Source organism: Pseudomonas sp. E45-MNA-CIBAN-0222 (genome assembly GCF_040310405.1).
GTDB classification, from domain to species: Bacteria; Pseudomonadota; Gammaproteobacteria; order Pseudomonadales; family Pseudomonadaceae; genus Stutzerimonas; species Stutzerimonas stutzeri_AC.
Map to the genome: position 1 here is coordinate 24,249 of NZ_JBEOPU010000005.1, position 23,157 is coordinate 47,405.

Genomic DNA, 23,157 nt, shown 5'->3' on the forward strand with positions numbered 1-23,157 from the left:
AAGAAGGTGCACACAACGCGAAGGGAGTGAAGCTAGATAAGGGCGCAAGTGACCGATTGCAACCGCCCATTTCCGGAGCGAGCGCCTCAGTGCTACCTGTCGGACTGCTCCAATGGCACGACGATCAATGCAGCACGCTGTCCTTCGGCAACATCGGCCATGGGGAAAAGAATGCGCGCTTCGGGCTCATCGACCACCCAGCGCATGCCGTCGTCCTCGGCAAGCAGGCTGCCAATCGGCAATGGCGCAAAGTTTTCGATGTCAGCGGGTATATACAGCCGAAACCGCGAGCTGCGCTTGATGAGCTCTCGAGAAATACACAGCAGCTGCGGTTGCGCCTCTGCACCCGCAGACAACTCGCGCCCCTCGATCATTGCGATCAGCCCCTGCTCGAACTGCAGCACTTCCGGCTGCAGGTCCTCGCCCTTGCCTTCCGCAAGCTCCAAGGTAAACGCCTCGGCGCCATGAAGTGTGGCGGTCATGGCGCTGAAGGTAGAGCTGGTCTGGCGCTGCAACAGGACGCCGTCGATTGCCAGACCATGCAGTCGCGCCAACGCATCGGGTTGTGCGCCCCCACCCTCGCGCCAAGGGCAGATCGCAAACTGGGCGAGACGCGACGGACGCATCGCCGAGTGCAGATCGTAGTGCCGGCGTTGGCGTCCGGACACGCTGAAGAAGCCTCCGACCAACGCCTCGAGCTCTGACGCACGAATGGCTTCGCCGCCCCACACATCAGCATGGGCACCGAGAAAGAGACGGTTAAGGTCATGTTCGATGTACCGAACCATTCGACGCATCGCTAACGGATTGGCGAACAGCAGCAACAGTCGCGCACGGGGCTGCACATCGCCCCGTGCGAGCGCACGGATCAGGCGATCCAGGACATGTATGGGGATGAGTTCATTGCCGTGTATTCCGGCCGACAGAACCAGGTCGACGCCCTGATCCTGGCCGCTCGGCGGCGATACCAGCAGCGCGCCCTCGGCCAGCCAGTGCAGCTTCACCCCGCGCGGGGTGAGCTGGACTTTCTCGCAGGGCTCGCGCCCGGCGAGGGTCAGTTCCAGCAGCTTGCCGATAGCGAGCATGCCGGGCTGCCGTCAGTGATTGCAGTCGGGGCCGTGGACGTGCTCGTCGTCATCGGCCTCGACCGGTTCCATTTCCAGTTGCAGGCTGACCAGGTTGGTCGCCAGCGGGCGCAGCACCAGATTGGCGTACTCGGTGTCGCCATCCTCGACGTCCACGCCAATCATCAGCTGACCGTTGCCAACCTGCTGAATCCACACCTCACGGCCCTGCCAGATCACGGCGAAACGGGTGCAGGAAGTTTCCAGTTGGGTTCCGTCGACATCTTCCAGAACCAGTTGCAGGCTATCGCTCATTGAATTGCTCTCGCTAGTGAAACGCGCGACACCCGCAGCGCCGCGCATGGGGAATGATCAGGCCTGGGTCAGCGTCGCAACAGCGCGCTCGAGGCGATCCAGCCCTTCGTCGATATCAGCTTCGTCGATAACCAGGCTCGGTGCCAGGCGCACCACGTCGGGGCCGGCCTGCAGCACCATGAGTGCTTCCTTCTCCGCTGCAGCACAGAAGGCACCGGCCTTGCCTTTCCAGGCATCGCTCAGCACACAGCCGATCAGCAGGCCACGGCCACGCACCAGGCTGAATACACCATAGCGCTCGCCGATCTGCATCAACCGGGCCTTGAAACGCTCGTGCCGCGCCTTGACGCCTTCGAGCACTTGCGGCGTATTGACGATATCCAGCACCGTCTCGGCAACCGCGCAGGCCAGCGGATTGCCGCCATAAGTGGTGCCGTGGGTGCCGACGCTCAGGTGTGCAGCGATTTCATTGGTGGTCAGCATCGCGCCGATGGGGAAGCCGCCGCCCAGGCTCTTGGCGTTGGTCAGGATGTCCGGCGTGACACCGTAGTGCATGTAGGCGAACAGCTCGCCGGTACGACCGAGGCCTGTTTGCACCTCGTCGAAGATCAACAGTGCGTTGTGCTCGTTGCACAGCTGGCGCGCGCCTTCCAGATAGGCCTGGTCGCCCGGCAGGATGCCGCTCTCGCCCTGAATCGGCTCCAACACCACCGCGCAGGTCTTGTCGGAAATCGCAGCCTTCAAAGCGTCGAGATCGTTGAAGGGTACATGGGTAATCCCTTCGATCTTTGGCCCGAAGCCGTCGGAGTACTTCGACTGCCCGCCCACCGTGACGGTGAACAGGGTCCGGCCGTGGAAGCTGTTCAGCGCGGAAATGATCTCGAACTTCTGCGGACCGTACACACCATGGGCGTAACGACGGGCCAGCTTGAATGCTGCCTCGTTGGCTTCCGCGCCAGAATTGCAGAAGAACGCGCGGTCGGCGAAGGTCGCTGCCGTCAGCTTCTTCGCTAGGCGCAGCGCCGGCTCGTTGGTGTAGATGTTGGAGATGTGCCAGAGCTTGCCAGCCTGCTCGGTCAGCGCCGCGACCATCGCCGGATGCGCATGGCCTAGTGCATTGACCGCGATGCCGCCAGCGAAATCCACCAGTTCTCGCCCGCTCTGATCCCATACTCGCGAGCCCAAGCCACGTACCGGTACGAAGGCTGCTGGGGCGAAGGTGGGAACAATGACCTGGTCGAAATCGGCACGTTCTACCGGGGTGTGCGGGGCGGACATCGGGGCTCTCCTGCGAGGCGACACTGAATGAGAAATGAAAACGCCCCGCCATCGGCGGGGCGTCACTCGCGCAGTGTAAACGCAGGGCCGGCCCTCGTGCGCACTCGAGAAGAAATTCTCTTGTGAGCCAGCTGCTCAATCAGCCGAAGTGCTGCTGGTCCAGCGCGATCGCCTGATCCAGTGTTTCCAGCAGCGCCTTGCGCACTTTGAGCTTGGTGTTCTTGTGCGCCACCATGTTGATCTTCTTCAGTTGCTCGGCCGAGGCTTTGGCGACTGCCAGCAACTCACCGGCCGGCACTACCTTGTCGAGGAAACCGGCATCCACCGCGCCAGCCGGGTCGAACATCTCGCCGTTGATCACCGAGCGATGGAAGGCCGACTTGCGCAGACGGTCGCGCGCCAACTCGATGCCGGCATGGTGCATGGTCATGCCGATCTGCACTTCATTGAGGCCGATATGGAATGGCCCTTCGACACCAATGCGGTAATCGGCGGACAACAGCAGGAAGGCACCCTTGGCGATCGCATGCCCCGGGCACGCCACGATGATCGGGAACGGGTGCGCCAGCATCCGGCGGGTGAAGGTCGAACCGGTAGCAACCAGCGTCATGGCGTTCTGCGGGCTCGACGTCATGACCTTCAGATCGTAGCCGCCGGACAGGATGCCTGGCTGCCCGGTGATAATCACGACGGCACGGTCCTGCTCGGCGCGATCCAGCGCGGCGTTGAGCGCCTCGAACACGGCAGGCGAAAGAGCGTTGACCTTGCCATTGCATAGCGTCAGCGTGGCGACGCCGTCTTCGAATTGGTAGGAGACCAGCTCACTCATGACGAGATTCCTTGTTTTGAAGTGCGCAGACGTTACCCAGCACTCAAGCTCAGGTAAAGCACGATGACCGACCGGCCGGTCACATCGTGCGCATCCAAGGTGTACCGTGAAGGTCGCTGAAAGGGCCGTCAGACGTGCAGTTCGAAGTCCGCCAGCGCCTCCGGGTGCAGGATCGATTGCAGCTCAGGATCGGCGATATGCAACCCGAAAGAGCCATCCGGCAAACCGGTGGAGATTCGATACGGCGTCCCCGCCTCGTCCACCGTTATCTGCGCCAGGTCCAGATAACGAGGTGCGCAACGCTGCTTCGCGGCATCACGCAGCACCACGACTCGCGGCCGCAGCTGGAACTGGTGGTGCTTTTCCACTACCACAGCCACTTCACCGGTGTGCAGCTCCACCAGCGTGCCCACCGGGAATGCACCCAGCCAGCGAATGAATTCGTGCACGAGATCCTCGTCGAACTGCGCACCGGCGGCACTACGCAGAATCTCGAACGCCGACTGCACGGGGCGCGCGCAATCGTAGGCCCGATGACTCGTAATTGCATCGAATGCATCGACAATGGTGATGATGCGCGTCATGTAGGAAATCTGCGCGGCACCGGAGCCTAACGGATACCCCGTGCCGTCGAGGCGCTCGTGATGACCGTATGCAGCCTGCAACGCAGCCTCGGGAATACCCGGCTGCGCCCTGAGCGCCTCTAGACCATAGGCCGGATGCCGCTTAATCACCTCGAACTCTTGCGGCGTGAGCTTGCCGGGTTTGTTGAGAATTTCAGGGTCGATACGCATCTTGCCAACGTCGTGCAGCAATCCGGCCATCCCCAACAACTGCAGCTTGTCATCATGCAGCCCGAGGTGATTGCCGAACCCCATCGCCATGATCGAAACCGATAGGCAGTGCAGGCTGGTGTATAGATCCTTGCTCTTTAGCCGAATCAACCAAAGCATCGCGCTTTCGTTGCGCAGCATGCTCTCCAGGTTACGCTTGACCGCGCCGTGGCAAGCCCGAGTATCGATCACCCGTCCGTGCTGGACATCGGCAAGTACCTGTTCGATCAGCTGGGAGCCATCCAGATACGCTGCGCGCGCCTCTTCTACCTCAGTACAGAGCGCATGATGCACGCGCTCCGGCTGCTTGCGCATACGTGGCGCGCCTGGCGCAGCTGGCACGCCGTGCTGCAGCAGGACGCGCCGAGTATCGTCGACGTAAACGTACATGCAGCATTTGCGCACCGCGCGAATTTCACCGTGGGTTAGCAGTGGAAACCCCTGGAACGCGAAGTTCGTTTCATTCCATGGCCGATCCAACTCGCAGACGAACATGCCCAATTCCAGGTTGGCAGCAGCAACCCGGCGACGGGTCGGCACCAACAAGGTATCGCTATGCTTGCCTGACTTGGTGGTCAGTTTCATCGAACGGGTGTGCTCCCTCGGCTTCTTTTCAAAATAACCCAGGCGTCGGCCGAGGTTGCACTAGCAGTCTAGCGGAACGTGCAGCCTGTCACCTGACCGATACGAATTTGTTAAGCACATGAATAGGTTAAAAAAGTTTTTGCCAAAGGCAGTGCGTTCGATTACATTAGCGCGCCTCGACGGACATGAACCTCCGTCGATCCGGTGAGGTGTCCGAGCGGTTGAAGGAGCACGCCTGGAAAGTGTGTATACGAGAAATCGTATCAAGGGTTCGAATCCCTTCCTCACCGCCATATAGCAAATCACGCAAGCCCCTGGAGTCGTAAGACTTTCAGGGGCTTCGTCGTTCTGGGGACCTGGTCGCCCCAACCTTCGCGAATCGAGAAAATCACCTCGACCAAGATGGACCTCATGCACAGACTTGCCCAGTTGCGATCCATCATCGCTGCCGACCCCGTCCGGATGCGCGTTCTGCATCAGGTGAAAGAGCTCGGATTGCCAGATTGCTGGGTAGCGGCCGGGTTCGTGCGCAGTGCAGTTTGGGATTACCTTCACCAACGCGCCGACTTCACCCCGCTGTCAGACATTGACGTCATCTGGTTCGAGGCTCGAGCGGCCGGTAGGGCCTCGGATGTCGGAATCGAAGCGTGCCTTAGGTATTCGGACGGCTCGCTCGACTGGTCGGTGAAAAACCAGGCACGCATGCACCTTCGCAATGGTGATCAGCCATACAAGTCGGCGGCAGACGCGATGAGCCATTGGCCAGAAACGGCCACTGCCGTGGGCGTGAGGTTAGGCATGGGCGATGAGATCGAGGTCGCAGCGCCGCTGGGGCTGGACGATCTATTCAACCTGATCGTCCGCCCTACTGCGCGTTTTCAAAGCGAGAAACGACAAAACTATCTGAATCGTATCGCCTCGAAGAAATGGATCGAGACCTGGCCTAGGCTAACCATTCTTTAAGCGTCCGTTCCCGCCGAGAAACGCATCCTTCAAACCCGCTGCTAGATGAAAGCTTGCCGAGGTACGCCGCGGGGAACGCGATTTCGCCCTGGCAACTGCTCGAGGCGTTTTTGCCACTCTGCACGCGGCGACAGGCGTGGAGCCGACTTCGGAGCCTCCGAGCTGGCCGCTGGGGTCGCGGCCGCTTTTGCCGCCGCTCTCAGCTCGGCAAGGGTCGGCGTCTTGCGCACGGGCTCACTGGCCGCCTTTTCAACGCTGCGAAGGCAGAGCTTGCAGGAAACCTGACCGGCATCCGGAGAGCTGTTCAAGCTCGACCCCGCACGCCCACATGCGACATTCCCATTGGCTGGGGAGTAATGAATCACCAACGTACTGCCTCCTGAATTTTGGGGGCGCGGATTCTACACCGTCATTCCGCCCAGGCTAGGCACGTGGTGAAAAAAGTTGGCAACGGAGGCAGCGGCCAGGTTGCCGCGAGCACCGCTCAAGCAGGCATCCGCAAGAGCGCGCCCGAATCCTCGTGGCGAGGCCAGTTGCGTCCATACGTCCGCCAGCGGTTGTGGCCCCTACCCGGCCTGTAGCAGATTGCTGGGCATTCTTCTTCGCCAGGACGCACTCCATGGCTGCCCCGCATGACCTGCAACGCTTCCTCGACGCCCAGCAGACGCAGTACCAGCAAGCGCTGGAAGAACTACACGAGGGCCGTAAACGCTCACACTGGATGTGGTTCATCTTCCCCCAGCTACAGGGGCTAGGCCGTAGCGCCATGGCGCAGCACTACGCCATTTCGGAACGATCCGAGGCGCTAGCCTACCTACAGCACCCGGCGTTGGGGCCACGACTACTGGCCTGCACAGAGGCGATGCTCAAGCACGGCGCCGACAGTGCGCAACGGATCCTGGGTAGCCCGGACGACCTGAAGTTTCGCTCCTGCATGACCTTGTTCGCCCACACAGCCCCAGACCCCGCCCCGTTCGAGCAGGCGCTGCAGACATTCTTCGGTAGCCGGGCTGACCCGATCACTCTAAAACTTCTGAACGGCACCGCTGCAACTCCTTAGAACGCCCTACGGGTCAACGCTGACCGGCAGCGCCACCCGACGAGCCACTGGCGGCACCACCACTGCTGGCCCCGCCTGAGCCGTTACCGCTACCTGTTCCGATTCCACCCGGTGGGGTGACGCCGCCCTGATTGGCGTTTCCATTGGCACCACCCGGAGCCGTTTGCGGCTGAGCAGAACCTGGCGCAGGATTGGCCTCCACGCCACGATTCGGCTGGCGTACGTTGCCCTGTGCACTCGGCAAACCGGTCCCGCCCGGCGGATTCGCAGCGCCTGGAACGTTGGGTTGGGGATTGTAGGCATCACTCTGAACGCCGCCTCGATTGAGACCCGGTGTCTGCTCCTGCGTGGAGCCCGGCTCGCGAATACGGTTGATATCACGACCGATCTGCTGGCGATTTTCCTCTAAATCGGCACCCATTTGGTCACGCTCCTGTTGCAGGGTCATGCCCTCCTGCTGCGCAAACACGGCACCGGAAACGGCGGTGAGCAGAAACAATAACGGTAGCTTCGACTTGTTCATCGGTTGCCCTCCAAATGATCTACCCACGGAAGACAACCGAAAGAACGTGGCAGCTCCATAGCGCAATGCATTTGCTGGTGTGGAACTTGCTTACTCTTTTATCTCTGGGCGAAGGACCGGCGCGCCTCGTTTCCATGGTTCTGCTTCTGGAACGTCGCGCGCCGTAGCCTCTCAGCCCGCTCGGCAAGGCGACAAAAATCCGCTACACACAAAAATAAAAGGCCATGTCATGCTCAAGCAGAATAAATACCGGCAGGCGACGTTGATCGTCATTGCCACGGCAGTGATTCTGATCCTGCCCAACTTGACCCGAATATTCAGCTGAGCGCGCCCACCGGCGCGCCGTGAGGTAGCCCCTATGCGCCCGCCCGCCGTTTTCCTGATAGCTGCCTTCAGCGCTGCCGCTACTGCAGGCGAAATCGAGCAACGCACCGCCGTTCAGGTGCTGCAACAACCCGATGCAGTGCTGATCGACGTTCGCACCGCGGAGGAATTTGCTCAGGGCGCATTAGCAGGCGCCACACGCATCGAGACGCCAGATCTCGCAAAACGCATCGGCACCCTGGTGCCAGAGAAGGACACGCCGGTGGTCCTCTACTGCCACAGTGGCAGGCGTTCGTCGGCCGCCCAGGATGTCCTCGAAAAGCTCGGCTACAGCCAGGTCATCAATGCCGGCGCTTATCACGAACTCGCCTCGATATTGCCGAGCAACTGACGGTCCAGCACGGACCACCCCACCCCGACCGACCTCCGACAAGGGAACTTATGCGCAGCACGGACCACTGAAAAACGTGGTCTTCGCCGCATCAAGCGCACCCTTGCCGGAGGATATGGATGAACTGGGACGCCCTGCTAAACGAGACATTCTGGATCAACCTGGCGATCGTACTGGGCATCACCATCGCCAGTTTTCTAGTCCTGCGCACCATTCTTGGAATCGTGACCCGGCGCCTGAGCAAGCTTGCGGTAGGGTCGAAGACGAAGTTTCTCGGGATCGCCGCCGAACTGCTTTCGCGCACCAGCAACCTTCTGATTCTGGCCTTCTCGCTACTCATCGCCTTGAAGACCGTCGAACTGTCGCCACGCTGGGAATCGACGATGTCCCACGGCTGGTTCATCGCCCTGGCGTTTCAATTCGCATTGTGGATGGACACAGGCGTGCGCCTGTGGATGGAAAGCCTGACCCGCGACGGCAAGGCGCGTAATCCAGTCACCACCACCATCATCGGCATCATGATCCGCATTGTGGTCTGGACCATGATGTTGCTATCAATCCTGGCCAACCTGGGCGTAGACATCACCGCCATGATCGCCAGCCTCGGCGTCGGTGGTATTGCCATTGCCCTGGCGGTGCAAACGCTGCTCAGCGACATCTTCGCCTCGCTATCCATTGGCGTGGACAAACCCTTCGAGATCGGCGACTTCGTGGTCTTCGGCGAAGTCGCAGGCAATATCGAGCACATCGGCTTGAAAACCACCCGTATTCGCGCGCTCAGCGGTGAGCAGGTGGTGATTGCCAACGCGGACCTGCTGCGCCAGATCGTGCACAACTACAAGCGCATGAATACCCGTCGGATCGTCTTCAAGTTCGGCATCACCTACAACACGCCGACCGAGAAGGTGAAAGAGGTGGCGGCATTGGTGAAACGCATCATCGAAGGCATAGAGGCCGCCAAGTTCGACCGCGCGCACTTTCTCGGCTTTGACGACAGCCAGCTGACCTTCGAGGTCGTCTACATCATGCAGGTCTCGGACTACAACAAGTACATGGATACCCAACAAGAGATCAACCTGGCCCTACTGGAGGGTATTCGAGAGATGGACGTGCAGTTCGCCTTTCCAACCCGCAGAGTGGAATTCATTGGCGGCAGCCTCCCGGAGATCACCGTGGCAGGGGTGCCGCAGGAAAAAGCGGCGGCCAATCAGAATGCGGGCGATACCGACGCACCAACACGCGGCGCGCAGTCAAACGCATAGGCCCTGCCTGTCGCCGCCGGTGGCCGGCGGCGACACCTCGCCCCTTCGCGGCAACGGCGCAAGCGCCTATGCTGAAGACGGAAGCTGTTCGAACCTAAAAGGATAAGACCCATGACCCTGCTTTGGCTGTTGGTTCTACTGCTCGGCATCGCCGTAATCGCCCACCTGCGCGTGTCGCCGGTGCCCGCCCTGGTGATCGTTGCCACCTACCTGATCTTCATGACCGCTGCCGATACGTCCGGCGTAGTCGTCTTTCTGCTCTGGCTCGCGCTGATTGCAGTAGCGGTACCGCTGCTGGTCGCCGACGTGCGCCGGAAATACTTCAGCGGCCCGATGTTCGACTGGTTCAAGAAGGTGCTGCCGCCAATTTCCGCCACCGAGCGCGACGCCATTGACGCCGGCACCGTCTGGTGGGATGGCGAGCTGTTCAGCGGCCGGCCAAACTGGGACACCCTGCTCGGCTATCCGAAGGCGCGCCTGACCGCGGAGGAACAGGCCTTTCTCGACGGCCCCACTGAAACCCTCTGCGCACTGGTCAGCGAGTGGGACATTGCCCAGCGCATGGACCTGCCGCCTGCTGCCTGGGAGTACATCAAGGCCGAGGGTTTCTTCGCCCTGATCATTCCCAAGGAATACGGCGGCAAGGGCTTCTCCGCCTACGCCCACTCGCAGATCGTGATGAAACTCGCCACTCGCAGCGGAGACCTGGCAAGCACCGTGATGGTGCCCAACTCTCTTGGCCCGGCCGAGCTGCTGATGCACTACGGCACCGACGAGCAACGCAACCATTACCTGCCGCGCCTGGCCAACGGTACCGACATCCCCTGCTTCGCCCTAACCGGCCCCTACGCCGGCTCCGACGCCGGCGCGATGAACGACAGCGGTGTGATCTGCCGCGGCCAGTGGCAGGGCGAAGAAGTTCTCGGCCTGCGACTGAACTGGGAAAAGCGCTACATCACCCTCGGCCCGGTCGCGACGCTGCTGGGCGTGGCGTTCAAGACCTACGATCCGGACCACTTGCTGGGCGATGAGGAAGAACTCGGCATCAGCCTGGCGCTGATCCCCACCGATACCCCCGGCGTCGACATCGGTCGCCGCCACCTGCCGCTGGGCGCGGCATTCATGAACGGGCCGAACTGGGGCAAGGACGTCTTCGTGCCCTTGGAAGCCATCATCGGCGGCAGCGGCATGATCGGCAAAGGCTGGATGATGCTGATGAACTGCCTGTCGGTAGGCCGTTCCATTTCCCTGCCAGCAACCGGAACCAGCGCCGCCAAGGTCTGCAGCTATGTCGGTGGCCGCTATGCGCAGGTCCGCGAGCAGTTCAACGTTCCGCTCTCCGCCTTCGAAGGTATTCAGGAGCCGCTGGCACGCATCGGTGGCAACGCCTGGCTGATGGACGCGGCACGAATCCTCACCGCCAACGCCGTCGACCTGGGCGAGAAGCCCTCGGTTCTCTCAGCGATTCTCAAGTACCACCTCACCGAGCGCGGCCGCGACTGCATCACCGACGCCATGGACATCCACGGCGGCAAGGGCATCATTCTCGGGCCGAACAACTACCTCGGTCGGCTGTGGCTGTCGGCGCCGATCTCCATCACCGTGGAAGGCGCCAACATCCTCTCGCGCAACCTGATGATCTTCGGCCAGGGCGCAATCCGCTGCCATCCGTTTGTGCTGCGGGAAATGGAGCTGGTCCACGAGCCCGATCGCGAAGCAGCTGTTGTGAAATTCGATGACCTGCTGATGCAGCATATCGGCTTCGCCGTCAGCAACACCGCCAGCACCCTGCTGCTGGGTCTGAGCTTCGGCCTGATGGGGCGCGTACCGGGGACGAGCGTTACGCAGCCTTACTTCCGCGCACTCAACCGCATCGCTGCAGCATTCGCCATGCTGGCCGACTTGTCGATGATGCTGCTAGGCGGCGAACTCAAGCGTCGCGAACGGCTGTCGGCCCGCCTGGGCGACGTGCTCAGCCATCTCTACCTCGCCTCCGCGGCGCTCAAGCAGTTCCATGACCTTGGCCATCCGGCTGAACAGGAACCGCTGCTGCGCTGGGCGCTGGAGGATTGTCTGGAAAAGGCCGAATCCGCGCTGCAGGACGTGCTGGCCAACTTCCCCAACCGCATCCTCGGACACCTGCTGCATGCACTGGTCTTCCCGTTCGGCGCACGCCACAAAGGGCCATCGGATGTACTGGACGCCGAAGTCGCCGCCCTCCTCGGCCGCCCCGAAGGCGATCCGGCCATGGAGAGCATTCTCAGCGGCATGTACCGCCCACACGATCCAGAGCAGCCGCTCGGCGCGTTGAAGCACGCCTTCGAAACCATCCTAGCCAGCCAGGATGCGGCGAAGAAGCTGGCTAAAGCGCTCAAGGCAGGCGCAGTGAAACCGATCCCAGGCGAAAGCCCGATCGACACAGCCCTCGCGGCAGGCGTCATCGACGCCGCCGAAGCCGCGCAATTGCGAGTAGCGGAATTGGCACGACGCAAAGTCATCGACGTTGACGACTTCGCCAAAGAGGAGCTGGAACTGCAGGAAGGTCGAATCCGCTGACCAACGCCGTCTCTGGACGCTCGCGTAGAGTGGGTCCTCACCAATGTGTATCGGTGGGCTGAAGCCCACCCTACGCTTGGTTCGTGCATCCACCACGTCCAGCGTTCACGCCACGGTGCGCTTACCACTTCCGCGCAACTTGAAGCGTGCACATCCCCGTAGGGTGGGCTTTAGCCCACCAGCAAGCTCTCACCAATATGTACCGGTGGGCTGAAGCCCACCCTACGCTTGGTTCCTAGACCCACCACATCAGCGCTCACGCTCCGGTGCTTACCACACCGCGCAACTTGAAGCGCTCACATCCCGTAGGGTGGGCTTTAGCCCACCAGGAAGCTCTCGCCAATGTGTATCGGTGGGCTGAAGCCCACCCTACGCTTGGTTCGTGCACCCACCACATCAGCGCTCACGCCACGGCGCTTACCACACCGCAACTTGAAGCGTGCACATCCCCGTAGGGTGGGCTTTAGCCCACCAGAAAGCTCTCGCCAATGTATATCGGTGGGCTGAAGCCCACCCTACGCTTGGTTCGTGCACCCACCACGTCCAGCGTTCACGCCACGGTGCGCTTACCACTTCCGCGCAACTTGAAGCGTGCACATCCCCGTAGGGTGGGCTTTAGCCCACCAGAAAGCTCTCGCCAATGTATATCGGTGGGCTGAAGCCCACCCTACGCTTGGTTCGTGCACCCACCACGTCCAGCGTTCACGCCACGGTGCGCTTACCACTTCCGCGCAAATTGAAGCGCTCACATCCCCTTAGGGTGGGCTTTAGCCCACCAGCAAGCTCTCACCAATGTGTACCGGCGGGCTGAAGCCCACCCTACGGTGCGGCGCTCAGTTCGAGTGCTGGCGCGGCCAGACCAGACTGAAGCGGGCGCCGCCCAGGTTGCTGTGGCCCACCTGGGAGCGGCCGCCGTGCCAGTAGATGATCCGCCGCACGATGGATAAGCCCAGCCCATGCCCACCCGAGGCACGGGTACGGCTGTCGTCCAGGCGCAGGAACGGGGTGAAGACCTTTTCCCAATCCGCTTCCGGCACGCCGGGGCCATCGTCGTCCACTTCCAGCCGCACCGTTTGCCCGTCGATGGTGAAGCTGACCTGCACCCGACTCTCGGCATGGCGCATGGCATTGGTAATCAGGTTGCTCAGGGCGCGGCGCAGATACTGCGGCTCCGCGTCTGCCCAACTGCTGCCATCGGCTGCCGTGGTGCATTCTCCACGGCTGACGCTGACGTCGGCACGGAGCGGTGCCAGCTCACCGATCACCTGATCGACCAGCGCACCCAGGTCTACCTGCTGGAAATGCAGGGTCGGCGAGCCGCGCTCCAGGCGCGAATACACCAGCATCTCGTCGACCAGTGCATCGAGGTCGTCGATATCGCCATCCATGCCTTGCAGATACTTGCGCCGGGCCTCGTCGGTCTGCGCCTCAGCGGTCATCTCCAAACCGAAACGCAGACGTGCAACGGGTGTGCGCAGCTCATGGGCCACGGCACTGACCATCTCCCGCTGCACGGCCAGCAAACGCTGCAGATGCCTGGCCATGCCATTGAATGCCGCAGCCAGGCGCCCGACCGAATCGGTGCCGACGTCCGGCACACGGGTTTCCAGATTACCGGCGGCGATGCGCGTCGCAGCACCTTCCAGCACGCTCAGGCGCTGCTCCAGCTGGCGCACCAGCAGATACACCGTCAGGCCGATCAGCGACAGGCCGAGCAGGCCGATCAAGATCAGTAGCTGTGGCGGATATGGATTCATCTGATATAGCGGGCCGAGCTGCATGATCCAGCCGGTGCCGGCGATAGCGGCGAACACGCGGATGGCATCGCCGCGATGGGCGAGCGCCATCACCGTGTCGCCCTCGTCCAGTCGCCGTCGCTGGTCGTCATCGAGGTTGGCGTTGTCGCGGGTCAGCAATTCTAGATCGAAGCCGAAACCACGCGCCTGTTTCAGCTCAGCGAGGCGCCGTGGCTGTTCCGCTTCGGGATAGCGGATCATTTCATCGATCAGCAGATAGATGGTGGCGCGCGCCAACTGCTCGCTGATTTGCTCCACTTCGCCAGTGAGCACCAGTCGATCCTGCGCGCTGACTAGGCTGAACACCGTGGTGCTCTGCGGACGAATCTGCTCGACCAGCACCTGCCCACGCAGCAGACGCGCCTCAAGCCGGCTTTCAAGGCGAACGTCATCCAGCGTGCGCACCCGCAGTGGGATGCCCAGCAGCCGGCCCCAGAGGTTCGCCGCCTGGCGCCGTTCGATCGGCGTCATGCTGCTCATGTTGTGCGCCATCAGACGGAAGGTGCCGCTGGCCAGGCGCTCGCGGTGATCGTCCGCGCGAACCTGGTTGAGCAGGTGCAGGCCGCCGGCGCCGAGCAGCGCCACCAGCACCAGCACCCCCAGCATGCCGCCATAGATGCGCAGGAAGATCGAGTTCATGGATGGCGGCGCTACACCATCGCCACGGCAGCTTCAGAAACGAACAGATAGCCCTTGCCGCGCACCGTCTTGATCAGTCGCGGATGATCGGGATCATCACCAATCTTCGGGCGGATACGCGAAATACGCACATCGATGGAGCGATCCTGCCCGTCGTACTCGATGCCGCGTAGTTGGGCAAAGATTTCTTCACGGGAAAGGATGCGTCCGGGGTTGGACGTCAGCAGCCAGAGCAGATCGAACTCGGCGCCGGTCAGTTCGATCTGCTGTTCGCGCAGCCAGGCTTCGCGTAGCGCACTGTCGATCACCAGCGGGCCGAACTGCAGGCGCTTGGCATTGGCCGGGGTTTCGGGTGCTTCGCGGCGGCGCAGCAGCGCACGGATGCGCGCCAACAGCAGACGTGGACGCACCGGTTTGCAGACATAGTCGTCAGCGCCGGTTTCCAGCCCCATCACCTGATCCAGGTCGTCGGCCCGCGCGGTGAGCATGAGGATCGGGCCATCGTAGCGATCGCGCACCTGCCGGCAGATCGACAGGCCATCCTCGCCGGGCAGCATCAGATCGAGCACCACCAGATCCGGCCGCTCCTCGATGATGCGTGCAGCAGCGCAAGCACCGTCCGACTCGATCGACACCTCGAAGCCGCCATCGCTCTGCAGATACTCCTGCGTCAGCTCAGCCAGCCGTCGATCGTCCTCGACGATGAGAATCCGCCACGTGTCTTGCTCCATCCCCGCCCCCTGTCAGACCCTCAGGCCACAAACCGAACAGCGCGCATTGTACCCAACGCCCGGCCCCGCACGATGCACAAAAAGCGTGCAGCAGCAAACACAACATGTAGTGTCAGCGGGTGCCAGGAAAATATGCCCGGCGGCGCGTATTTCGTCGGCAACCGGGCAAGCGCCGGAGCCATGCGGCCTGCGGCCGGGCGCCGCACTTTCACCCACAAAACACGCACACCTTATCCACAGGTTATCCCAGCCAATCGCCTTGCATTGGCCCCAAGCCAGCATTATCTTGTCGCCCCTGCGCGCCGCTGACCCTATATGTTGGGCCCAGACGCGCAAAAGCACACAATTGAAGACTTACCCAAGGGCGAGCACGCAGCTCGTCTCTTACCGCTCTGCAACACCGTCGGCAGCCTCAGGTCAAGCATAAATGCACGCCTTCGACAGTCGTCTCACTGACTCCAAGCCCGCATCTACCCGCTGTGCCAGGAGCCCAGACAAAACACAACATATTGTGTTGACAGTTCTTCCAGCCTGACTATCCTTCCGGCATCGACTTAGCTCGTTAGCGGCCGAGTCAGGGCTATTCCTTGCGACACCGTCATGTCCTGCGATGCGGGGCACGGCTCATGCAACAACAGACGCCCGGGCGCGACCACGCCCGCGCAGACAGAATCAGAACGCGATCAAAATAGAATCCGGAGCCCCCATGCAGAACCAATCCACTCGCGAGAACCCGCTGTCAGCCGATGCACCGGATCTGGCGGCTACCGCCCCGGGCCAGCTGCGCGTGATCAAGCGCAACGGTACCGTCGTCGCCTACACCGACGACAAGATCACCGTAGCCATCACCAAGGCGTTTCTCGCAGTGGAAGGCGGTAACGCTGCCGCTTCCTCGCGTATTCACGACACCGTCGCGCGCCTGACCGAGCAGGTCACCGCTACCTTCCGTCGTCGCATGCCCTCGGGCGGCACCATCCATATCGAAGAAATTCAGGACCAGGTCGAACTGGCACTGATGCGTGCCGGCGAACAGAAGGTCGCGCGTGACTACGTGATCTACCGCGAAGCCCAGGCCGTCAAGCGCAAGAGTGCCAGCGACAGCAGCGACATCGCCCAGCCGCACCCGAGCATCCGCATCAAGCGTGCCGACGGCAGCCTGGCGCCGCTGGACCTGGGCCGCCTGAACACCATCATCACCGAAGCCTGCGAAGGCCTCGAAGAAGTCGATGGCGCACTGATCCAGAAAGAAACCCTGAAGAACCTCTACGACGGTGTCGAGCAAACCGACGTCAACACCGCCCTCGTGATGACCGCCCGCACCCTGGTCGAGCGTGAGCCGAACTACTCCTACGTTACCGCTCGCCTGCTGATGGACACCCTGCGCGCCGAAGCTCTGAGCTTCCTGGAAGTCGCCGAGTCCGCCACCCATCACGAGATGGCCGACCTGTACGCCAAGGCGCTGCCGGCCTACATCGAGAAAGGCGTCGAGTTCGAACTGCTCGACTCCAAGCTGAAGAGCTACGACCTGGCCAAGCTGGGCGCCGCGCTGAACCACGAGCGTGACCAGCAGTTCACCTACCTCGGCCTGCAGACCCTGTACGACCGCTACTTCATCCACAAGAACGACATTCGCTTCGAACTGCCGCAGATCTTCTTCATGCGCGTGGCCATGGGCCTGGCCATCGAGGAAGAGCAGAAAGAAGCGCGCGCCATCGAGTTCTACAACCTGCTGTCGTCCTTCGACTACATGGCTTCGACGCCGACCCTGTTCAACGCCGGCACCCTGCGTCCGCAGCTGTCCTCGTGCTACCTGACCACCGTGCCGGACGACCTGGGCGGCATCTACGACGCCATCCGCGATAACGCCCTGCTCTCCAAATTCGCCGGCGGCCTGGGCAACGACTGGACCCCTGTGCGCGCGCTGGGTGCCTACATCAAGGGCACCAACGGCAAATCCCAGGGCGTCGTGCCCTTCCTGAAAGTGGTCAACGACACCGCCGTTGCGGTCAACCAGGGCGGCAAGCGCAAGGGCGCGGTCTGCGCCTACCTGGAAACCTGGCACCTGGACATCGAGGAATTCCTCGAGCTGCGCAAGAACACTGGTGACGACCGTCGCCGTACCCACGACATGAACACCGCCAACTGGATTCCGGACCTGTTCATGAAGCGCGTCTTCGACGACGGCAAGTGGACCCTGTTCTCGCCAAGCGAAGTACCCGACCTGCACGACCTCACCGGCAAGGCCTTCGAGGAGCGCTACGAGTACTACGAAGCCCTGATCGAATACGGCAAGATCAAGAACTACAAGACCCTGCAGGCCAAAGACCTGTGGCGCAAGATGCTCTCCATGCTGTTCGAAACCGGCCACCCATGGCTGACCTTCAAGGACCCGTGCAACCTGCGCAGCCCGCAGCAGCACGTCGGCGTGGTGCACAGCTCCAACCTCTGCACCGAGATCACGCTGAACACCAACAAGGACGAGATCGCCGTCTGCAACCTGGGCTCGATCAACCTCCCGCGCCACATCGTCGACGGCAAGCTGGACACCGCCAAGCTGGAGCGCACCGTGCGCACCGCCGTGCGGATGCTCGATAACGTCATCGACATCAACTACTACTCGGTGCCGCAGGCGAAGAACTCCAACCTCAAGCACCGCCCGGTGGGCCTGGGCATCATGGGCTTCCAGGACGCGCTGTACCTGCAGCACATCCCTTACGGTTCCGACGCCGCCATCGACTTCGCAGACAAGTCCATGGAAGCGGTCAGCTACTACGCCATCCAGGCCTCCTGTGACCTGGCCGACGAGCGTGGCGCCTACGAAACCTTCCAGGGTTCGTTGTGGAGCCAGGGCGTCCTGCCGCTGGACTCGCAGCAGATCCTCATCGAAGCGCGTGGCCAGAAGTACATCGACGTCGACCTGACCGAGTCCCTGGACTGGGCCCCGGTACGTGCCCGCGTCAAGAACGGCATCCGTAACTCGAACATCATGGCCATCGCGCCGACCGCGACCATCGCCAACATCACCGGCGTGTCGCAGTCCATCGAGCCTACCTACCAGAACCTGTATGTGAAATCGAACCTCTCGGGCGAGTTCACCGTGATCAACCCCTACCTGGTTCGCGACCTCAAGGCGCGCGGCCTGTGGGACGCGGTCATGATCAACGACCTCAAGTACTACGACGGTTCCGTGCAGCAGATCGAGCGCATCCCGCAGGAGTTGAAAGACCTCTACGCGACCGCCTTCGAAGTGGAAACCAAGTGGATCGTCGACGCCGCCAGCCGCCGCCAGAAGTGGATCGACCAGGCCCAGTCGCTGAACCTCTACATCGCCGGCGCCAGCGGCAAGAAGCTGGACGTGACCTACCGCATGGCTTGGTACCGTGGCCTGAAAACCACCTACTACCTCCGTGCCCTGGCCGCGACCAGCACCGAGAAGTCCACCGTCAACACCGGCAAGCTCAACGCCGTGTCCAGCGGCAATGGCGACGGCTTCAGCGCCGCGCCGGCCAAGGCCGCGCCAGCCCCGGAAATGTCCGCCGGACCGGCACCGGTGCCGAAGGCCTGTGCCATTGATGAACCGGATTGCGAAGCCTGCCAATAAGGAGCCTGGCTGACGCACGAAGCTGAGCGGACCGCGCGTTGTTGTCCGCCAAGCCGGCCCCATCACGTACAGCTGTACGCTCAGGGGCTCCGACTTGGCAGACGCCTAGCGCTGCCTCGCTCAGCTTCGCGCTCATACCGAGCCGCTGCTGAAAAGCGATGCTCTTTTTGTAGGAGCGAGGGGGACGCCTAGTCGGGGACGCCTAGTCCTTGCTCGCGATCCACTACTCGCCAACGCAGGCGGCTGGATCGTTAACCAAGTCCGAAGCCACCTCAAATCCTGTCCCCTCGCCCCTTTGGGGAGAGGGCTAGGGTGAGGGGCAGCCCACCAGACAACACCAAGGCCGGGCCCAAACCCCGACCTGATACAGAACACTAAGGGCGCAGGGCACCACCACCCTCCCCTAACCAAAACATCCGCTTTTGCGTGCAAACCAAAAGCAACCATACATACCGACCGGCCAAACCCGGTCCCCGATCAGGAGCTATCGCACATGCTGAGCTGGGACGAATTCAACGAAGAAGAAACCACCACCGCACCGGGCATCGCCACGCCGGCCGCCCCCAAAGCCGCTGCGGCCAGCAACGAAACACCGGTCAAGCTCGACCAGGACGCCGCCGGCTCCGTCGAAGAAGCCCGCGCCGTTGCCGCCAGTGACTCCGATGCCATCGCCCGTGCCAAGCGTGCACTGGACGAGCTAGACGTTCAGGAAGGCCTCCACGACCTGGAAGGCGAATCGGCCCGTGTACGCGTCGATGAAAAGCGCATGATCAACGCCCGCGCCGACCTCAACCAGCTCGTACCCTTCAAGTACGACTGGGCCTGGCAGAAGTACCTGGATGGTTGCGCCAACCACTGGATGCCCCAGGAAGTGAACATGAACGCCGACATTGCCCTGTGGAAGAGCAAGGACGGCCTCAGCGAAGACGAGCGCCGCATCGTCAAGCGCAACCTCGGCTTCTTCTCCACCGCCGACAGCCTGGTCGCCAACAACCTCGTGTTGGCCACCTACCGCCTGATCACCAACCCCGAGTGCCGCCAGTACATCCTGCGCCAGGCCTTCGAAGAGGCGATCCACACCCACGCCTACCAGTACTGCATCGAATCGCTGGGCATGGATGAAGGCGAGATCTTCAACATGTACCACGAGATCCCGAGCGTCGCGAAAAAGGCCAGCTGGGGCCTCAAGTACACCCGCTCCATCTCCGACCCGACCTTCCAGACCGGCACCCCGGAGACCGACAAGCAGTTCCTGCGCAACCTCATCGCCTACTACTGCGTACTCGAAGGCATCTTCTTCTACTGCGGCTTCACCCAGATCCTCTCCATGGGCCGCCGCAACAAGATGACCGGCACCGCCGAGCAGTTCCAGTACATCCTGCGTGACGAGTCCATGCACCTGAACTTCGGCATCGACATGATCAACCAGATCAAGATCGAGAACCCGCACCTGTGGGACGCCGACATGAAGGACGAAGCGACCCAGATGATCCTCCAGGGCACCCAGCTGGAAATCGAATACGCCCGCGACACCATGCCCCGTGGCGTGCTCGGCATGAACGCCGCGATGATGGAGGACTACCTCAAGTTCATCGCCAACCGCCGGTTGACGCAGATCGGTCTGAAAGAGGAATATCCAGGCACCACGAATCCCTTCCCATGGATGAGCGAAATCATGGACTTGAAGAAGGAAAAGAACTTCTTTGAGACGCGGGTTATTGAGTATCAGACTGGTGGGGCGTTGAGCTGGGATTAAATGTAAAGATTGTCGCAGAACCATAAATGAGCCCTGCTAATGCAGGGCTTTGCTTAAGAGTTTTTCACTAGGACGCCGAAAATGCTCTCTTGGGAAAAGTTGCTAAACCCTGTTCGCAGGAAAGATCTTCATGGCTCAAGCGAGACCATAGGCACTGCTTCGAAAAGAACAGAGATCGAGCGTGATTACGATCGCATTCTGTTCGCAACACCAACTAGGCGCCTAGCTGATAAAACGCAAGTATTTCCAATGGAGGAAAACGACTCTGTCAGGACTCGTCTGACTCACTCACACGAAGTCAGCAACCTAGCCAGGGGAATTGGTATTCAGCTTGCGTTTGAGCATGCAGAACGGGTTTTTGGGCCAGACCACGAAAAGCTAAACGTTAAAAGGAACATTCCTCCTTTATTAGCTGCCGTAGGACTAGCACACGACTTGGGCAACCCTCCGTTCGGGCACCAAGGCGAATTAGCAATGCAACAATGGTTTGCGGAGCGGAATGATGAAAATTTTGACCTCGATTTCCTAGAGTTCGACGGCAATGCTCAGACGTTCAGGCTACTGACTCGGCTACAGGTGTTAAACGATCAATTTGGTTTAAACCTCACGCTCGCAACATTGGCGGCATTATTAAAGTACCCGAGCATTTACGGCTCAGAAAATAAAGGCGGATTCAAAAAGGCCGGGATATTCAAAAGTGAACGAAGCATAGTTCAAGAAGTATGGGAACATACTGGACTATCTGAAGGCATAAGACACCCCCTCGCATACATCATGGAGGCTTGTGACGATATCGCATATTCAGTTATTGATGCGGAAGATACAGTCAAGAAAGGCTACGCATCTTTCTATGACCTCATGGATTACCTCGACAGTAATTCGCATCAAGACGAGGTCATCGAAAGAGTCATTACCTCATCCAAACGAAAAAATGAAGAGTTCAGAAAGGAAAACCTTAGCTCTCGCGAGCTGAACGACATATCGATGCAAATGTTTCGCGTGACAGCGATTTCTGAAATGGTTAATTCAGCAATCAGTGTTTTTGTAGAAAAAGTTGACGACATAATGAGCGGAGAAATTGCCCCCGGCTTCGAAATCATCAAAAACTCCAGCTGCCGCCACCTTTGCGCAACGACCAAAAAATTTGATTTTCACTTTGGCTTCCAACATAAAGATGTGCTAAAGCTCGAGTTGCAAGGGAGCAATCATATAAAAAGCATGATGGACATGCTCTGGGACGCCGTTTCCAAAGGCGAAAGCAGAGATCACCCATTCGAGCGTTACGTTTTCGGAGCCATTTCAGAAAACTACAGGAGAGTCTACAAGGACGCTGTTACGACTGGAGGCCATGAAAACCCGAACTACCCAAAAGCGCAATTAATTTGCGACGCACTCTCCGGAATGACTGAGTCATACCTCATTAAGAAGCATAACGAATTTAGATCATTGACAGGCTTCTCCCAATAGCATGCGAGCAGTCGCCTCATTCTCTAACCTAAAGTCTAGGGTAGAAAGGTTTTTTGATACCGCACCCAAGCGGCCAATGACCAAAAACCAAATCCCCCTAGACTTAAATGATACTTCCACGAAGACGGGAGGCGCCGCCTATGCCTTCAAAAAGCCAAAAGATTTTATTGAATTAATATCCAAGAGCTCCCCCTATTCAGATATCTATCTTTTTGGAGGAATACTCCGCGACATAGCCATGTTCGGAAAAAAAGGTTTCTGCTCAGATATTGACATAGTCATAGATGGGAACTGGGAAGACTGTTTTAATATAATCTCAAACCTTGGACTCACACCGAATAAATTCGGCGGCTACAGACTAACTGTCGCCGGCTGGCCAATTGACATATGGCACGCAAAGGACACATGGGCTGTAGCTCGCGGCTTCGTAAAATACGAATCAATTCATTCCCTAACCAAAACAACAATTCTAAACTGGGATGCCATACTAATGAACTGGCGCTCCCGTGAAGTCATTTGCGATTCTAGCTATCTAGAAAGCTTAGAAAGAAAAAAAATGGATATAGTGCTTTTGCACAACCCAAACCCCAAAGGAGCTGCCGTCAGGGTCTTTAGACATTTATGCCTTAAAGATGCGAGAAGCATAACGCAAAGCACAGCCCTTTACTTAATTAATACAACAAAACAGTTTTCGCTGCATGAGCTAAAAGAATACGAGCTTTATAGTTACAGCAATACGTTTATCGAGCCCAGCATTTATGAACTTTTTAAAAAAGCCCAAGAAATTGAGGCACTATCTACAAGAGACCGCATCGACGAAGCTGCAAAGCTTTTACTTATGCAAGGCGTAGCACCCTCTTTTAAACAAATGCACTGGGACTTTTCTTGAGCTTCTCCTTTCTATGCAACTAGAAATGAGCCACAAAAAAGTGAACAGTTTATTTTCAGGTGATGGCGCGCTGCTTGATGCTCCCGCCACGCTTTCCTCGTCCCAACCGGCAGATTTCGCCTGCACGGCGAGTCACTTTCTCTTGTCTGGCCAAGAGAAAGTAACCAAAGAGAAGGCCACCCCGACATCCGGGTCTGACCTCCGGCCAGACTTCCCTCGCACCGGCGCTGCTCCGGAGGCCGGCTTACAAGGGCCATCCTTGGCCCTTTATGCGGGGGCGCCTAGCCCTCTCGCC

General features: G+C 60.1%; 18 protein-coding genes and 1 tRNA gene. 10 read left to right on the top strand and 9 right to left on the bottom strand.

Annotated elements, in window-relative coordinates:
- Positions 1–92: 92 nt before the first annotated feature.
- The 5 genes from AAEZ08_RS08875 to AAEZ08_RS08895 all read right to left on the bottom strand — a co-directional run bounded on the left by AAEZ08_RS08875 (position 93) and on the right by AAEZ08_RS08895 (position 4,904).
- Positions 93–1,085, bottom strand: coding sequence for a succinylglutamate desuccinylase (locus AAEZ08_RS08875; protein WP_500124109.1), 993 nt, complete (start codon positions 1,083–1,085; stop codon positions 93–95).
- Positions 1,086–1,097: 12 nt separating this feature from the next.
- Positions 1,098–1,379, bottom strand: a complete 282-nt coding sequence (locus tag AAEZ08_RS08880) for a hypothetical protein (protein WP_003282913.1) — start codon at positions 1,377–1,379, stop codon at positions 1,098–1,100.
- Positions 1,380–1,436: 57 nt separating this feature from the next.
- A complete protein-coding gene (locus AAEZ08_RS08885) occupies positions 1,437–2,657 on the bottom strand; it encodes an aspartate aminotransferase family protein (RefSeq protein ID WP_500124110.1) in 1,221 nt (406 codons plus the stop codon).
- 139 nt (positions 2,658–2,796) lie between these two features.
- Positions 2,797–3,486: a crotonase/enoyl-CoA hydratase family protein gene (locus AAEZ08_RS08890; protein ID WP_181066689.1), complete on the bottom strand. Its 690-nt coding sequence runs from the start codon at positions 3,484–3,486 to the stop codon at positions 2,797–2,799.
- 128 nt (positions 3,487–3,614) lie between these two features.
- Positions 3,615–4,904 carry an HD-GYP domain-containing protein gene (locus tag AAEZ08_RS08895; RefSeq protein WP_500124111.1) on the bottom strand — a complete coding sequence of 430 codons (1,290 nt, stop codon included), beginning with the start codon at positions 4,902–4,904 and terminating at the stop codon, positions 3,615–3,617.
- A gap of 203 nt (positions 4,905–5,107) precedes the next feature.
- Here AAEZ08_RS08895 and AAEZ08_RS08900 point away from each other — a divergent pair.
- Positions 5,108–5,197, top strand: a tRNA-Ser gene (locus AAEZ08_RS08900).
- Positions 5,198–5,315: 118 nt separating this feature from the next.
- On the top strand, positions 5,316–5,867 hold the full coding sequence (locus AAEZ08_RS08905) for a nucleotidyltransferase family protein (protein WP_427702308.1): 552 nt from the start codon (positions 5,316–5,318) through the stop codon (positions 5,865–5,867).
- A 41-nt stretch (positions 5,868–5,908) separates the two neighbouring features.
- Here AAEZ08_RS08905 and AAEZ08_RS08910 read toward each other — a convergent pair whose 3' ends face one another.
- On the bottom strand, positions 5,909–6,235 hold the full coding sequence (locus AAEZ08_RS08910) for a hypothetical protein (protein ID WP_427702309.1): 327 nt from the start codon (positions 6,233–6,235) through the stop codon (positions 5,909–5,911).
- Positions 6,236–6,486: 251 nt separating this feature from the next.
- Between AAEZ08_RS08910 and AAEZ08_RS08915 the strand changes: the two genes are divergently transcribed.
- The gene (locus AAEZ08_RS08915; RefSeq protein ID WP_500124112.1) at positions 6,487–6,927 is read left to right on the top strand and encodes a DUF1810 domain-containing protein; all 441 of its coding nucleotides are present in this window, start codon (positions 6,487–6,489) and stop codon (positions 6,925–6,927) included.
- 13 nt (positions 6,928–6,940) lie between these two features.
- On the opposite strand, the gene AAEZ08_RS08920 is transcribed toward AAEZ08_RS08915, so the two are convergent.
- The gene (locus AAEZ08_RS08920) at positions 6,941–7,450 is read right to left on the bottom strand and encodes a hypothetical protein (RefSeq protein WP_058065648.1); all 510 of its coding nucleotides are present in this window, start codon (positions 7,448–7,450) and stop codon (positions 6,941–6,943) included.
- 358 nt (positions 7,451–7,808) lie between these two features.
- Between AAEZ08_RS08920 and AAEZ08_RS08925 the strand changes: the two genes are divergently transcribed.
- The 3 genes from AAEZ08_RS08925 (at position 7,809) to AAEZ08_RS08935 (ending at position 11,983) form a co-directional block, all read left to right on the top strand.
- Complete coding sequence (locus AAEZ08_RS08925; RefSeq protein ID WP_500124113.1) at positions 7,809–8,165, top strand: rhodanese-like domain-containing protein; 357 nt, start codon at positions 7,809–7,811, stop codon at positions 8,163–8,165.
- Positions 8,166–8,284: 119 nt separating this feature from the next.
- Complete coding sequence (locus AAEZ08_RS08930) at positions 8,285–9,427, top strand: mechanosensitive ion channel family protein (protein ID WP_102820516.1); 1,143 nt, start codon at positions 8,285–8,287, stop codon at positions 9,425–9,427.
- Between the two features lie 111 nt (positions 9,428–9,538).
- Complete coding sequence (locus tag AAEZ08_RS08935; RefSeq protein WP_500124114.1) at positions 9,539–11,983, top strand: acyl-CoA dehydrogenase; 2,445 nt, start codon at positions 9,539–9,541, stop codon at positions 11,981–11,983.
- A gap of 833 nt (positions 11,984–12,816) precedes the next feature.
- Here the strand turns inward: AAEZ08_RS08935 and AAEZ08_RS08940 are convergent.
- Positions 12,817–14,418, bottom strand: a complete 1,602-nt coding sequence (locus AAEZ08_RS08940; protein ID WP_500124115.1) for an ATP-binding protein — start codon at positions 14,416–14,418, stop codon at positions 12,817–12,819.
- Between the two features lie 11 nt (positions 14,419–14,429).
- Positions 14,430–15,149: a winged helix-turn-helix domain-containing protein gene (locus tag AAEZ08_RS08945; RefSeq protein WP_500124116.1), complete on the bottom strand. Its 720-nt coding sequence runs from the start codon at positions 15,147–15,149 to the stop codon at positions 14,430–14,432.
- Between the two features lie 706 nt (positions 15,150–15,855).
- Between AAEZ08_RS08945 and AAEZ08_RS08950 the strand changes: the two genes are divergently transcribed.
- The 4 genes from AAEZ08_RS08950 (at position 15,856) to AAEZ08_RS08965 (ending at position 22,862) form a co-directional block, all read left to right on the top strand.
- Positions 15,856–18,750, top strand: coding sequence for a ribonucleoside-diphosphate reductase subunit alpha (locus tag AAEZ08_RS08950; RefSeq protein WP_500124117.1), 2,895 nt, complete (start codon positions 15,856–15,858; stop codon positions 18,748–18,750).
- A 493-nt stretch (positions 18,751–19,243) separates the two neighbouring features.
- On the top strand, positions 19,244–20,506 hold the full coding sequence (locus AAEZ08_RS08955; RefSeq protein WP_058065655.1) for a ribonucleotide-diphosphate reductase subunit beta: 1,263 nt from the start codon (positions 19,244–19,246) through the stop codon (positions 20,504–20,506).
- Positions 20,507–20,587: 81 nt separating this feature from the next.
- Positions 20,588–21,973, top strand: a complete 1,386-nt coding sequence (locus tag AAEZ08_RS08960) for a deoxyguanosinetriphosphate triphosphohydrolase family protein (protein WP_013982411.1) — start codon at positions 20,588–20,590, stop codon at positions 21,971–21,973.
- A gap of 76 nt (positions 21,974–22,049) precedes the next feature.
- Entirely contained in the window at positions 22,050–22,862 is an 813-nt protein-coding gene (locus tag AAEZ08_RS08965) for a hypothetical protein (RefSeq protein ID WP_148263411.1), read from the top strand.
- Positions 22,863–23,157 lie beyond the last annotated feature (295 nt).

Bases quoted from the DNA above. Each gene is read 5' to 3' on its own strand.
- AAEZ08_RS08930 (WP_102820516.1), top strand. From the start codon at position 8,285: ATGAACTGGGACGCCCTGCTAAACGAGACATTCTGGATCAACCTGGCG.
- AAEZ08_RS08945 (WP_500124116.1), bottom strand. From the start codon at position 15,149: ATGGAGCAAGACACGTGGCGGATTCTCATCGTCGAGGACGATCGACGG.
- AAEZ08_RS08880 (WP_003282913.1), bottom strand. From the start codon at position 1,379: ATGAGCGATAGCCTGCAACTGGTTCTGGAAGATGTCGACGGAACCCAA.
- AAEZ08_RS08885 (WP_500124110.1), bottom strand. From the start codon at position 2,657: ATGTCCGCCCCGCACACCCCGGTAGAACGTGCCGATTTCGACCAGGTC.
- AAEZ08_RS08915 (WP_500124112.1), top strand. From the start codon at position 6,487: ATGGCTGCCCCGCATGACCTGCAACGCTTCCTCGACGCCCAGCAGACG.
- AAEZ08_RS08890 (WP_181066689.1), bottom strand. From the start codon at position 3,486: ATGAGTGAGCTGGTCTCCTACCAATTCGAAGACGGCGTCGCCACGCTG.
- AAEZ08_RS08875 (WP_500124109.1), bottom strand. From the start codon at position 1,085: ATGCTCGCTATCGGCAAGCTGCTGGAACTGACCCTCGCCGGGCGCGAG.
- AAEZ08_RS08895 (WP_500124111.1), bottom strand. From the start codon at position 4,904: ATGAAACTGACCACCAAGTCAGGCAAGCATAGCGATACCTTGTTGGTG.
- AAEZ08_RS08920 (WP_058065648.1), bottom strand. From the start codon at position 7,450: ATGAACAAGTCGAAGCTACCGTTATTGTTTCTGCTCACCGCCGTTTCC.
- AAEZ08_RS08965 (WP_148263411.1), top strand. From the start codon at position 22,050: ATGACCAAAAACCAAATCCCCCTAGACTTAAATGATACTTCCACGAAG.
- AAEZ08_RS08935 (WP_500124114.1), top strand. From the start codon at position 9,539: ATGACCCTGCTTTGGCTGTTGGTTCTACTGCTCGGCATCGCCGTAATC.
- AAEZ08_RS08940 (WP_500124115.1), bottom strand. From the start codon at position 14,418: ATGAACTCGATCTTCCTGCGCATCTATGGCGGCATGCTGGGGGTGCTG.
- AAEZ08_RS08950 (WP_500124117.1), top strand. From the start codon at position 15,856: ATGCAGAACCAATCCACTCGCGAGAACCCGCTGTCAGCCGATGCACCG.
- AAEZ08_RS08925 (WP_500124113.1), top strand. From the start codon at position 7,809: ATGCGCCCGCCCGCCGTTTTCCTGATAGCTGCCTTCAGCGCTGCCGCT.
- AAEZ08_RS08960 (WP_013982411.1), top strand. From the start codon at position 20,588: ATGCTCTCTTGGGAAAAGTTGCTAAACCCTGTTCGCAGGAAAGATCTT.
- AAEZ08_RS08905 (WP_427702308.1), top strand. From the start codon at position 5,316: ATGCACAGACTTGCCCAGTTGCGATCCATCATCGCTGCCGACCCCGTC.
- AAEZ08_RS08955 (WP_058065655.1), top strand. From the start codon at position 19,244: ATGCTGAGCTGGGACGAATTCAACGAAGAAGAAACCACCACCGCACCG.